Here is an 11,183-nt window from a genome sequence, read left to right as displayed (position 1 = left end):
GTCGTCGTCGACCTGTGCTGCGGCTCGGGCGCGGTGGGCGCCGCGCTGGCCGCCGCGCTGGAGCGGGTCGAGTTGCACGCCGTCGACATCGATCCCGGCCGGGCCGTGCCCCGGACCCGGTCAGGAGGCGACGCAGGTGTAGCCCGAGGGCCACTGCGGGACGCCGGGTGGGCGGACGGCCTGGAAGCCGAAGCCCACACTGGCGCCGGGCGCGAGGGAGCCGTTGTAGCTCAGGTTGCGAGCGGTGACGGTCTGCCCGCTGGTGGTGACGGTGGCGCCCCAGGAGCCGATGAGGCTGTGCCCGGCCGGCAGGGTGACGGTGACGGTCCAGCCGCTGATCGTGGAGGGACCGGTGTTGGTCACGCTGATCGGATCGACCGCATAGATGTTGTTCCCCCCGTACGACAGGGTGCCGGTGGCCGAGCAGCTTCCACCGCCGATGATGCCGTAGGAGAAGTTGTTCACCGCCAGGCCGGTCTGGCCGACCCACGGCTGGAAGCCCGCCTGGACGCTGGTGAGGTACCAGGACCGCTGAACGTGGCCACGGTTGACCGCGTCGTCGACGAAGGTACGGACGGTGAAGTCGATCGACGTGGTCGCCAGGGTGCGGACGTAGGAGATCACGTTCCAGCCGACGTTGCCGTACCAGACCTCCCAGCTCGCCCCGGCGAGGCTGACCGTGCCCACTCGGGAGCCGATTGGCTGGATCGGCCCCACCCGGTTGAGCCAGACCATGATCTCCGCGCCGGTGTTCTGCCCGTCCGTCCGGGGAGCCGGGTCGAGCCAGATGTCATAGGCCGCGTTGTACACGCCGCCGCTCGGATACGTCATGTGGACGCTGGTCTGGATGCCGTTGAACCGGCCGTCGCTGATCCGCATGGGCAGGCCGCTGCCGGAGGTGCACTGGGCGCGGTGGCAGCCGGCGAAGATCGAGGGGTAGGAGCCCGGTGCGCCGTCGGTCGGCCTGTCGTGGCTCGCCTCCGTCACCGAGAAGCCGAGGCCCGTGACGTTGACGCACTGCCTGGTGTCGTCGCCCCAGTTGTTGTTCTGGACGTGGTACTTCCCGCCCTGGATGGTGGTGGTGCCGTACTGCTCGCAGATCGTCGTGTCGGCGTGCGCCGGCGCGGTGACCGCCCCGGCCGTGAGGACCAGGCCGAGGGCGGCCAGGACCGCCATGACGGCCCGCCGCACCCCACGTTCTCTCGTTCGCCTCATGCTGGCACCGCTTTCGGTCGCGGATTATTGTGGGAGCGCTCCCATAATTCGCACCATAGAGCGGTTCCTCCCCCGCGCAAGCACACTCGGGCCCGCCGCCCCGGCCCCACGGGGCGACCAGGCCCGATTGACTCCGGCATGTTCCCGGCCATCTGAAAGTTCCACTCCGACCGGTGGAGGTCAGGGTTCGAGCCCTCGGCTCGGCGGCCCGGCCGAGCCGATCCGCGTGACGTAGAGGTCCCAGAACCGGTCCGGGTCCACCTCCAGCACGGTGCGGCCGTCGGTGTCCGAGACGATCTCGGGGCGCAGGAAGGCCGCCGCGGCCACGGCGTCCCAGACGAACGCCCGGTGTCCCGGGTCACCGGCGAAGAGCGGTCCCTGAATCTCCTTGAAGAGCTTCCTGACCGGGCTCTCCGGGCCCGTGACCACCCGCTCGTAGGTCTTCCCGTCCAAGGTGAGCCGCTGCGCCGCCTCCAGCGTGACGACCAGCTCGCGTTTGAACGGAGCGGCGAAGACGACCCGGGACGCCTCGGGGTCGAACCAACGGTTGAACTCCTCGCCCTCCGTGTCGGCTCCCAGATAGACGATCTCCTTGACCAGGGGGACCATCTCGGGGTGCTCCCGTACGGCGCGCGCCAGGTTGGTGGCCGGGCCGAGCGCGAAGACGGTCACCTCGCCGGGGTGGCGTCCCACCTGGTCGGCGATGAAGTCCGAGGCGCTGCCCGCCGTGGGCCGGGTCGTCGGGTAGCCGCCGTGCGGCGGGGTGGCCAGCGCGCGGTGGGACGCCGGCCTCGGCCGGTCCAGGGCCCCGTCGTAGTCCTCCCTCGGCGCCGGCACGTTGGTCTCGCCGGTCACCACGGGGATGTCGGTCCTGCCGATGAGCTCCAGCTGGCGCAGCGCGTACGCGGTGCCCTCCTCCGGCCAGGTGTTGCCGCCCACGGTCGTGACCCCGAGCACCTCCACCCCTTCGGCGGCGGCCAGCAGGAACATGGCCTGCGCGTCGTCGTTCAGCTCGCCCATGTCGGCGTCGATGATGATTTTCCCGGTGCCCGGAGGACCGTCGAGCGGCACTCCCCGCGAACACGACGTCGCAGCGCACACCATGGACAGCGCCACCAGCGAGACCAGTATTTTCCTTCTCATGCCTCACCTGTCGGGCTCGACACCGCGTTCGGTTCGTTCCATGCCGTGAACCGCTGAGGCGATCGGATGCGACATAGAGGCATGACACCGTTGAAAGGGCTCCCATGAGCGAGCACGAGAGCTGGACGGACGCTCGACTGCTCGAGGCCGTCGCCGGCGGGGACCGCCGGGCCCTTGAGGTCCTTTACGCCCGGCACGCACCCTGGCTCGTCATCCGGCTCACCCGCCGGTGCGCCGACCCGGCGCTGGTGGACGAGGCGGTCCAGGACACCTTCGTGGCCGTCTGGCGGACGGCGCGCACCTGGAAGGGCAAGGGAGAGGTCGCGGCCTGGATCTGGGGCATCGGTATCCGCCGCCTGCTGGACCAGCTCCGCCGCCGCCCGGCGGTGCCACTGCCCGCCTACGAGCAGGTCATGGTCTCGGCCGAGGAGCAGGTGCTGCTCGGCATCGAGTACGGCGAGCTCGGCCAGGCGATGGGCCGGCTCTCCCCGGAACTGCGCGCGGTGGTCCAGGCCACGGTGCTGGACGGGCTGACCACCCGGGAGGCCGGTCGGCTGCTCGGCATCCCCGCCGGGACCGTCAAGACCCGGATGATGCGAGCGAAGGCACTGTTGAGGGAGGAGCTGGTATGAGCACCTGGCACATGGACGACGGCCTGGCCGTCAGGTACGCCGACGGGGAACTGAACCCGACCCTGGCCGCCTCGGTCGAGGCCCACCTGCTGGCCTGCGATCGATGCCGGAGCCTGCTCGCGCCCCGGGTGCCGCGCTCCCGGCTGGACCGGGTCTGGGCGGAGGTGGCCGACGCGGTGGACACGCCCACGCCGGGACCGTTCGAACAACTGCTGCGGGCGATCGGCGTCCACGACCACACGGCCCGGCTGCTGGGCGCCACCCACTCGCTGCGCCTGCCGTGGATCGCGGCCAGCACCGTGGCGCTCCTGTTCGCCGCGCTGGCCTCGGGGGAGACGACCCGGTGGGGGCTGCTCTCCTATCTCACGCTGGCCCCGATCCTGCCGGTCGCCGGAGTCGCCGTGGCCTTCGGCCGGGACGGCGATCCGGCCCACGAGATCGGCCTGGCGGCTCCGTACTCGATGTTCCGGCTGATGCTGATGCGCGCCGCCGCGGTGCTGACGTCCTCGTCGGCGCTGGCCTTGGTGATGGGTCTCGGCCTGCTGGGCGACGACTGGACCGTGGCCGCGTGGCTGCTGCCCTCGCTCGCGCTGACCTCGCTGACCCTCGTCCTTTCCAGCCGGTTCGACCCGCGCCATTGCGGGGCGGCCGTGGCCGCGACCTGGCTGGTCGTGGTCGTCGCCACGAACCTCCGCGAGCCGAGCCTGGCGATGTTCGGCGGCGCCGGCCAGGCGGGCTACCTGGCCATCACCTTCGTATCCGGCGTTCTGCTCATCGCGCGCCGCAGGGAGTTCTCATGATCGAGGCAGCGGGTCTGGTGAAGACCTACGGTCGCGGCCGGGCCCTGGACGGGCTCACCTTCACCGTGGGAAAGGGGGTGACCGGCCTGCTGGGGCCGAACGGCGCGGGTAAGACCACGCTGATCAGGATGCTGGCGACCGTGCTCGCACCGGACGAGGGCGAGCTGAGACTGCTCGGCCGGGACCCGGCCGGGGACCGGCTGGAGATCCGGCGGCGGCTGGGATACCTGCCGCAGGAGCCGGGCTACCAGCGGGGGTTCACCGTCTTCGAGTTCGTCGACTACGTGGCGATCCTGAAGGAGATGGTGGAGCGGCGGGCCCGGCACGACGAGGTGCGCCGGGTGATCGAGGAGGTCGGGCTGACCTCCGTGAGCGGGAAGCGGATCCGGACGCTGTCCGGCGGCATGCGGCGGCGGCTGGGCATCGCGCAGACCCTGCTCGGCGACCCCGAGCTGATCCTGCTGGACGAGCCGACCGTCGGCCTGGACCCCGAGCAGCGGCTCCGGTTCCGCGAGCTGATCTCGCACATCGGGCAGGACCGGGCCGTCGTGCTCTCCACCCACCAGACCGAGGACGTCGCCGCCCTCTGCAACCGGGTGGTCGTGCTCAAGGCGGGACGGTGCGTGTTCGAGGGCACGCCCGAGGAGATCCGGGCACTGGCCGAGGGCCGGGTCTGGTTCTCCGCGGAGAAGTCGGGAGTGCTCTCCTGGCGCACCGGTGACGGGCTGTTCCGCAACATCGGGCCCGCTCCGGAGGGTGCCCGCCTGGCCGAGCCGACCGTGGAGGACGGCTACCTGCTGCTGCTCGGCGGTACGGCCGCGGAGGCGGCGGCATGACGTACGACCACGGCGCCCTGTCCCGGGCGGCGGACAGCGGACCGGTTACGGAGACCCTGACCGGCGGCCCGCCCGCCGGAGGCACTGCGATGGCCGGGCTGTCACGGCTCATGGACCGGTTGCCCGCGACGACGCGTCACGCGGTGCCCGCGCTGGCCTACGCCGAGCTCCGGCTGCTGCTCCGCCACCCGCTCACCCTGCTCGGGCCCGCGCTGATGACGGCGGTGCTCTTCAGCCACACCTGGGAGTGGCCGCAGGACTCCTTCAGGGTAATCACCGCTCAGATGGTGATGGAATGGGGCGTACCTGCGTTCTTCGCCGCGAATCTCATCGGCACCGCGGCACGCAGGGCGGGCACGGACGAGTTGCTGTCCACCACACCGGTCGACCGTGCGCACCGTACGGCCGCCGCCTGCCTGGCCGCCCTCGGGCCCTTCGTGCTGGCCGGCCTGTTCCAGGCGGTGCTGCTGGGCCTCTGCCTGATGTTCCAGGTGGATCTGGGACGTACCCCCACGGTGTGGGAGATGGCCGCCGGGCCGCTGTGCGTGCTCGGAGCCACGCTGCTGGGGACGGCGACCGCCCGCTGGGCGCCCTACCGGGGCGTGCCGTTCGCGGTCATGTTCCTGCTGGTCGGTTTCAACTACGTCGTCTATCAGAGCTCCGAGCGCTTCCTCGGCTTCCTGGTGGAGTTCGTGCTGTGGACCTCCCCCATGTGGACGTTCCAGGAGGCCCCGGGGTCGGCGTTCTGGCACGCGGTCTACCTGCTGGCGCTGGGCCTGGGAGCGGGAGCGCTGGCGATGCTGCGCGACTCGGCCCAGCGCGGGCTCTGGCTGGGGGCCGGCGCGGCGCTGGTCCTGGCCGCGGTGCTCTCCGGCGTCTGGCAACTGCCGTGACCGCCGTCATCGAATGTTCCTCGCCCCGATGCGCGAGCGCGCCGCCGAGCTCGGCGGGGCGTGCGTGATCGGCCCGGCCTCGGGCGGCGGCACGGTCGTGGAGGCCATGCTCCCGATCACCGTCCGCGGGGAGGCGGGGCACCCGCTCAGGACGGAAAGCCGTACCTTCCGCGAAGGCGGACGAAGCTGGCCAGCGTGAGGACCTGCCGACGCTCGAGTCCGGTCACGGTGCGCTGGAACAGGACGACCTCCTCCCGCCCGCCCGGTCCAATGGGCTGTACCAGACGGCCGCCGGGCCGGAGCTGTTCGACCAGCGGCGGGGGGACCTCGGGGAAGGCGGCCGACACCACGACGCCGTCGTACGGGGCGCGGTCCGGCACGCCGCGGCCGCCGTCCCCGACGAGCAGCTCGACATTGCCGATCCCCTGCCGGGCGAGGTTCCGGCGCGCCTGCCGGACCAGATCCGCCCACAGGTCGATGGTCACGACATCGGCGGCCAGGCGAGCGAGCAGCGCGGTCTGAAAACCGAGGCCGGTGCCGATCTCAAGCACGTGTTCCGTCCCGCCGAGACCGAGACCTTCGATCATCCTTGCCGACAGCGAGGGCTGCGTGGTCACCAGCCCGTGCCCGATCAGGATGGGCTCGTCGTAGTACGCGAGCTCGACACGGCCCGCGGGAACGAACCCGGCTCGCGGCGTCGCGCGTACGGCCTCCAGCAGGCGCTCGTCGCGGACACCCGCCGCCCGGACGGCCCGGATGAGATCTTCGGGAGAGGCGCCCGCGGTCATGTCGTCCACCGGAGCGCGAGGGCGCCGTCCGGCTCCAGGTCGACCCGTGAGCCGAGGTCGCGGCCGACCCGGTCGAGAACCGCCCGCAGCCATTCGGAGTCCTCGACCGAGGCGCGCCGGAGGCGCATCCGGCGGGCCCGCATGGGCACCATCCGCAGACCGGCCGTCCTGCCCGACTCCGGCTCCACCGACACGAAGTACAGCAGCCGAAGATCGTCCCGGTACTCCTCATAGCCGGTGATGCCCTCGTAGTCGTCGATGAGGTCGCCGCAGCCGTACAGGATGAGCCTGCCCCGGTAGACCTCGACGGGCCGGGGATGGTGCGAGGAGTGCCCGTGCACCACGTCGACACCGCCGTCGACCAGGCGGTGCGCGAAGCGCCGCTGCTCCCGGGCGACGTGGTAACCCCAGTTGGAGCCCCAGTGGATGGAGACGACCGCGACGTCACCGGGGCGCCTCACCCGCCGCAACCGGCAGGCCACCTCGGCCGCGGCGGCCTCCGACAGCTCCGAGACGAGATCGACACCCCCTCGACCGGGGGCCGCCGCCCATTCCGGCGGAATGCCGCTGGACTCCGTCCCGCAGGAGAGGACCAGGACCCGCCCGCCGCCCTCGACGGTGACGATCGCGGGTCGCCGCGCCTCGCCCGCCTCCCGGCCCGCCCCCGCCGCCCGCAGCCCCGCGTCGGCCAGGGCGTCGAGCGTCTCCTCCAGACCTCGTCGGCCGAAGTCCATGACGTGGTTGTTCGCCAGCACGCAGACGTCGGGCCGGGCGACCAGCAGACCGGGCAGGTTGGCTGGATTCATCCGGTAGTTCACGGCCTTCCCCACCGCGAAGTCGTCGCTCCGGGTGACGCTCGTCTCCAGGTTCACCACCCGGACATCGGGCGCGACCTCCTCCAGCGCCCCCAGGGCTTCCCCCCACGGCCAGGAGAAGCCGACCGGCCGGGGAATTCGGCCGTTCACCGCCTCCGCGAGATCGACATATGTCCGAGCGTCACGGACATGGCTCTCCCGCAGCGTCGGGTCACCGGGGTACGGAAGGATCTGGTCGACGCCGCGGCCGAGCATGACGTCCCCGCAGAGGAACAACGTCACCGGATCGGTGCGCATACCTCCATGCTAGGCGTGCCCCGGCCGCCTGACCCGCCACCTCGCCTCAGACCGCGGCCGGGGTGTTCAGCAGGGCCGACAGCTCCGCCAGGGACTCGGGGACGACGCGGTAGTAGACCCAGGAGGCGCGGCGTTCGGAGGTGAGCAGGCCGACCTCCTTGAGGACCTTGAGGTGGTGGCTGACCGTCGGCTGGGAGACCTCGAAGGCCGCGGCGATGTCGCAGACGCAGGCCTCGCCACCGGCGGCCACGATCGACAGGATGCGCAGCCTCACCGGATCGCCGAGCGCCTTGAAGACCCGCGCCACCGCCGCGGCCTGCTGGGCGTTCAGCGACTCTCGGGCCAGCGGCGGGCTGCACTCCAGAAGCTCCATCGGCTCCATGGCTCCCCTCCCAACACAGGCGATCACCTATGTCAACTTTGGTTTATATCGCGGCTTCCAGCACCCGGACCAGGTAGCGCCCCTCCTCCGTCACGGGCCCGACCTGGCCGATCAGCTCGCGGAGCCCGTGGTCGTCGATGTAGCCCATCCGGTAGGCCACCTCCTCCAGGCAGGCGATCTGCACGCCCTGCCGCTTCTCCAGCACCTGCACGAAGACCCCGGCCTCCAGCAGGCTGTCCGGCGTGCCGGTGTCCAGCCAGGCCGTGCCCCGGCCCAGGTTGACCAGCCGGGCGCGGCCTTCGGCGAGGAAGCGCCGGTTGAGGTCGGTGATCTCCAACTCGCCCCTCGCCGAAGGGGCCAGCTCCGTGGCGTAGCGCAGCGCGACGTTGTCGTAGAGGTAGAGGCCGGTGACGGCGAGGTTGCTCCGGGGCCGGGCCGGTTTCTCCTCGATGTCGACCAGCCGGCCCCCCTCACCGATGACCGCCACCCCGTACCGTTCGGGATCGGCGACCGGGTAGCCGAAGACCGTGCAACCGTCGAGCTTGCCGACCTCGTCGCGGAGCACCGAGGGGAGTTCGTGGCCGTAGAAGACGTTGTCGCCGAGGATGAGGGCCAGCGGGTCGTCGCCCACGAACTCCCCGCCGACCACCAGAGCGTCGGCCAGCCCGCGGGGCGCGGTCTGGACGGCATAGCTCAGGCGCAGGCCCAGCCGGGAGCCGTCGCCGAGCAGCGCCCGAAATCCCGGCAGGTGCTCGGGGGTGCTGATCAGCAGGATCTCCCGGATCCCGGCCAGCATCAGCACCGAGAGCGGGTAGTAGACCATCGGCTTGTTGTAGACCGGCAGCAGGTGCTTGGAGGTGATCGTGGTCAGCGGCCGGAGCCGGGTGCCCGAGCCCCCGGCCAGCACGATGCCCTTCATGTGCGGACCGCCTCCTCCGGCGCGGCCGCCGAGGCACCGCCCGTGAGCGCGCACCCCTGACAGGAGCCGGTGAGACCGGTCCCGCCGGTCACCAGGACGCGCATTCGCCGCCCCCTTTCCGCAGTGCCGCGTTCGGTCAGTTGGACGTGCGCATGCGCCTGCGGAACACCATGAGCGAGATGCCCAGCAGGAGCACCGCCATCCCGAGCAGTACGGCCACCTCGATGAGGACCGAGCCCAGCCCCTTGCCCGGTTTGGTCAGCGTGATCAGCGCGTCCATCCCCCAGCCGTGCGGGACCAGATAGCCGATCATGTTCAGGGTCTCGCCCGCGACCTCTCGCGGCCACAGGCAGCCGCCCAGCATGCCGAGCACGATGCCCAGCGGAGGCCCGATCGCCGGGGCCTGGGAGGGCGACCGCACCAGGCTGCCGACCAGCACCGCGGCACCGGTGGACACCAGGCAGAACGAGCCGACGACCGCCGCGACGCCCACCGGGTCTCCCCAGGACACATCGAACATCAGCGTGCTCACCACCATGATCAGGCAGGCCTGCACGACGGCGATGATGAGCCTGCTCAGCACCTCTCCGAGCAGCACCGAGCGCTCCCGCACCGGCCCGGCGAGGGACCGGCGGATCATGCCCAGCCTGCGGCTCTCGGCCAGGGCCGCGGCGACCGCCATGGAGTTGACGAAGGTGAACAGCAGCACGTTGGCGGGCGCGGTGTAGGCGAATCCGCGGGGCGTGGAACTCTCCGCGGCGCCGCTGGTGCTCACCGCCACCTGGGCCGAGGAGGCCTGGGCCTTGCGCACCAGAGCCTCGGCCTCGGCCGGGGACGCGCCCGCCGCCTCGGCCGCCCGCACGGCTTCGAGCACCGCGGCCACCTTGCCGACCGCGACCTCGATCATGCCGCGTGCCGCCATGCCGCTGCCGTTGGTCTGGGTCATGACCAGCTCCAGATCGGTGGACCCGGGCGGGATCAGCAGACCCGCGGCCAGGGCGCCGGTCCGCACCCCGGACCGCACCTGCTCCTCGGTGTCCATCCGCTCGATCGCGAGGTCGGGGCCGGCCTCCAGCCGGCGCAGTACGGCCGTCGCCACCGGGTCGGAGTCCCGCGCGACCACCCCGACCGGTATCCGATCCTGCCCGGACCCGCTTCCGCCCAGGGCCATCCCGACGAAGAGGATGGTCACGAACGGCATGACCACCATGAAGAACAGGCCCACCTTGTCGCGGGAGTGACGGCGCAGGTTGGCCGCCACCAGGGCTCTGACCGGGCTCGGGCTCAACCGAGTAGTCCTTTCCGAAAGCCGAGGGCGGCGATGCCGCCGGCCACGAGTGCCATCCCGCAGAGTGCGGCGATCGGGCCGGCGACCGTCGCCAGGCCCCCGCCGCCGCCGGCGAGCTCGGTCAGTCCCGTCGACGTCCAGCCGTTCGGGGTGAACAGCGCCACCTTCTGCAGGAAGTCCGGCAGGTTGTACATCGGCACCAGGCTGCCGCCCAGGAACGCGAAGACGAAGGAGACGCCCATGATCAGCCCGTCGGCCTGGGAGTCGGTCCTCGCCCTGCTGGCCACCAGCATGGTGATCGCGGCGGCGGCCAGCACGTGCGCGGTCCAGAGCGCGAACACCGCGAGCGGATCACCCCAGGTGGAGCCGAACAGCAGCACCGAGGAGGCCCAGACGGCGCAGACGCTGACCAGTGCCAGCAGGAAGCCGACCACCCCCTTGCCCACGATCGGGATCCACGGCCGGATGGGCGCGGCACGCATCCGGTTGAGCGTGCCGAGGTTGCGCTCGGTGAGCAGGCTCCTGACCGAGGTGCCGACCACGAAGAAGGCGAAGAGCGCGGCCATGCCGGAGCCGTAGTAGACCGACAGGTCGACCTTTCCGCCCGCCATGGGGTCGCTCTCCAGGGTCAGCGCGGGACCGCTCGCGCCGTTGCGCTCGACGAACTCCTTGACCTTGTCCGCGGGGACGCCGGCGTCGAGGGACGCCTTGACCGCGAGGGTGCGGGCGTCCACCAGGGCGGAGATCCGGTCGACGATGCTGCTCGCGACCACTCCGGCCAGCGGTGTCTCCGGGGAGGTGAGCACGGTGACCTTCCCCCCTCGTCCGGCGCCGACGTCCTGGCTGAACCCCGGGGGGAACACGATCGCCGCGCCGATGTCCCCGTCGTCGAGGGTCTGCTGCGCGTCCTTCTCCGTCGTGAGGTCGCGCAGGGTCAGCATGCCGTCGAGTTCCTTGGCCGACAGCACCTCCCGGCGCACGCTGGAGGGGAACTCCCCGCCGTCGAGATCGACGAAGCCCACGGTGGCGCGCAGTGGCGGATCGTCTCCGCCGAGGGCGAACCCGAACAGCGAGGCCAGCACGACAGGAGCGAGCAGTGCGGTCAGCACCGCCGTACCGTCCATGAACCTGGCGCGCAGTTCGAGACGGCTCACCGTGAAAAGAGCTCTCAGCAT

The 11,183-nt window shown here is 71.5% G+C and carries 12 protein-coding genes; 4 read left to right on the top strand and 8 right to left on the bottom strand.

What is annotated here, in order from left to right; genetic code table 11:
* Positions 1–120 precede the first annotated feature (120 nt).
* On the bottom strand, positions 121–1,215 hold the full coding sequence (locus AB0J58_RS37915) for a cellulose binding domain-containing protein (RefSeq protein WP_364224954.1): 1,095 nt from the start codon (positions 1,213–1,215) through the stop codon (positions 121–123).
* Positions 1,216–1,395: 180 nt separating this feature from the next.
* The gene (locus AB0J58_RS37910; RefSeq protein ID WP_364224952.1) at positions 1,396–2,358 is read right to left on the bottom strand and encodes a nucleoside hydrolase; all 963 of its coding nucleotides are present in this window, start codon (positions 2,356–2,358) and stop codon (positions 1,396–1,398) included.
* Between the two features lie 104 nt (positions 2,359–2,462).
* Here AB0J58_RS37910 and AB0J58_RS37905 point away from each other — a divergent pair, with 104 nt between their 5' ends.
* Genes AB0J58_RS37905 through AB0J58_RS37890 form a run of 4 tightly spaced genes read left to right on the top strand, consistent with a single transcriptional unit; the run spans position 2,463 to position 5,519 of the window.
* Complete coding sequence (locus AB0J58_RS37905) at positions 2,463–2,990, top strand: RNA polymerase sigma factor (RefSeq protein WP_364224950.1); 528 nt, start codon at positions 2,463–2,465, stop codon at positions 2,988–2,990.
* On the top strand, positions 2,987–3,790 hold the full coding sequence (locus tag AB0J58_RS37900; RefSeq protein ID WP_364224948.1) for a zf-HC2 domain-containing protein: 804 nt from the start codon (positions 2,987–2,989) through the stop codon (positions 3,788–3,790). Before AB0J58_RS37905 ends, AB0J58_RS37900 begins: the two co-directional genes overlap by 4 nt.
* Positions 3,787–4,626 (top strand): ABC transporter ATP-binding protein, encoded by an 840-nt coding sequence (locus AB0J58_RS37895; protein WP_364224946.1) that lies wholly within the window; start codon positions 3,787–3,789, stop codon positions 4,624–4,626. Before AB0J58_RS37900 ends, AB0J58_RS37895 begins: the two co-directional genes overlap by 4 nt.
* Complete coding sequence (locus tag AB0J58_RS37890; protein ID WP_364224944.1) at positions 4,623–5,519, top strand: hypothetical protein; 897 nt, start codon at positions 4,623–4,625, stop codon at positions 5,517–5,519. Before AB0J58_RS37895 ends, AB0J58_RS37890 begins: the two co-directional genes overlap by 4 nt.
* A 146-nt stretch (positions 5,520–5,665) precedes the next feature.
* Here the strand turns inward: AB0J58_RS37890 and AB0J58_RS37885 are convergent, their stop codons facing one another.
* The 6 genes from AB0J58_RS37885 to AB0J58_RS37860 form a co-directional block, all read right to left on the bottom strand.
* Positions 5,666–6,307, bottom strand: a complete 642-nt coding sequence (locus AB0J58_RS37885) for a protein-L-isoaspartate O-methyltransferase (protein ID WP_364224942.1) — start codon at positions 6,305–6,307, stop codon at positions 5,666–5,668.
* Positions 6,304–7,419, bottom strand: a complete 1,116-nt coding sequence (locus tag AB0J58_RS37880; protein WP_364224940.1) for a CapA family protein — start codon at positions 7,417–7,419, stop codon at positions 6,304–6,306. The genes AB0J58_RS37885 and AB0J58_RS37880 overlap by 4 nt, the downstream gene beginning before the upstream one ends.
* Positions 7,420–7,465: 46 nt before the next feature.
* Positions 7,466–7,801, bottom strand: coding sequence for a metalloregulator ArsR/SmtB family transcription factor (locus AB0J58_RS37875; RefSeq protein ID WP_364224938.1), 336 nt, complete (start codon positions 7,799–7,801; stop codon positions 7,466–7,468).
* 43 nt (positions 7,802–7,844) lie between these two features.
* Positions 7,845–8,720, bottom strand: coding sequence for a glucose-1-phosphate thymidylyltransferase RfbA (gene rfbA / locus AB0J58_RS37870; RefSeq protein WP_364224936.1), 876 nt, complete (start codon positions 8,718–8,720; stop codon positions 7,845–7,847).
* A gap of 136 nt (positions 8,721–8,856) precedes the next feature.
* A complete protein-coding gene (locus AB0J58_RS37865; RefSeq protein WP_364224934.1) occupies positions 8,857–10,008 on the bottom strand; it encodes an ABC transporter permease in 1,152 nt (383 codons plus the stop codon).
* Positions 10,005–11,183 carry an ABC transporter permease gene (locus tag AB0J58_RS37860; protein WP_364224932.1) on the bottom strand — a complete coding sequence of 393 codons (1,179 nt, stop codon included), beginning with the start codon at positions 11,181–11,183 and terminating at the stop codon, positions 10,005–10,007. Before AB0J58_RS37860 ends, AB0J58_RS37865 begins: the two co-directional genes overlap by 4 nt.

The organism is Streptosporangium sp. NPDC049644 (assembly GCF_040675205.1).
In the GTDB taxonomy this organism is placed as follows: Bacteria; Actinomycetota; Actinomycetes; order Streptosporangiales; family Streptosporangiaceae; genus Streptosporangium; species Streptosporangium fukuiense.
The sequence above is the reverse complement of the archived record's forward strand: the minus strand, read 5'-3'. Positions and strand labels throughout refer to the sequence as shown.

Bases quoted from the DNA above. Each gene is read 5' to 3' on its own strand.
- AB0J58_RS37895 (WP_364224946.1), top strand. From the start codon at position 3,787: ATGATCGAGGCAGCGGGTCTGGTGAAGACCTACGGTCGCGGCCGGGCC.
- AB0J58_RS37910 (WP_364224952.1), bottom strand. From the start codon at position 2,358: ATGAGAAGGAAAATACTGGTCTCGCTGGTGGCGCTGTCCATGGTGTGC.
- AB0J58_RS37880 (WP_364224940.1), bottom strand. From the start codon at position 7,419: ATGCGCACCGATCCGGTGACGTTGTTCCTCTGCGGGGACGTCATGCTC.
- AB0J58_RS37905 (WP_364224950.1), top strand. From the start codon at position 2,463: ATGAGCGAGCACGAGAGCTGGACGGACGCTCGACTGCTCGAGGCCGTC.
- AB0J58_RS37915 (WP_364224954.1), bottom strand. From the start codon at position 1,215: ATGAGGCGAACGAGAGAACGTGGGGTGCGGCGGGCCGTCATGGCGGTC.
- AB0J58_RS37890 (WP_364224944.1), top strand. From the start codon at position 4,623: ATGACGTACGACCACGGCGCCCTGTCCCGGGCGGCGGACAGCGGACCG.
- AB0J58_RS37875 (WP_364224938.1), bottom strand. From the start codon at position 7,801: ATGGAGCCGATGGAGCTTCTGGAGTGCAGCCCGCCGCTGGCCCGAGAG.
- AB0J58_RS37860 (WP_364224932.1), bottom strand. From the start codon at position 11,183: ATGCTGAGAGCTCTTTTCACGGTGAGCCGTCTCGAACTGCGCGCCAGG.
- AB0J58_RS37900 (WP_364224948.1), top strand. From the start codon at position 2,987: ATGAGCACCTGGCACATGGACGACGGCCTGGCCGTCAGGTACGCCGAC.
- rfbA (WP_364224936.1), bottom strand. From the start codon at position 8,720: ATGAAGGGCATCGTGCTGGCCGGGGGCTCGGGCACCCGGCTCCGGCCG.
- AB0J58_RS37885 (WP_364224942.1), bottom strand. From the start codon at position 6,307: ATGACCGCGGGCGCCTCTCCCGAAGATCTCATCCGGGCCGTCCGGGCG.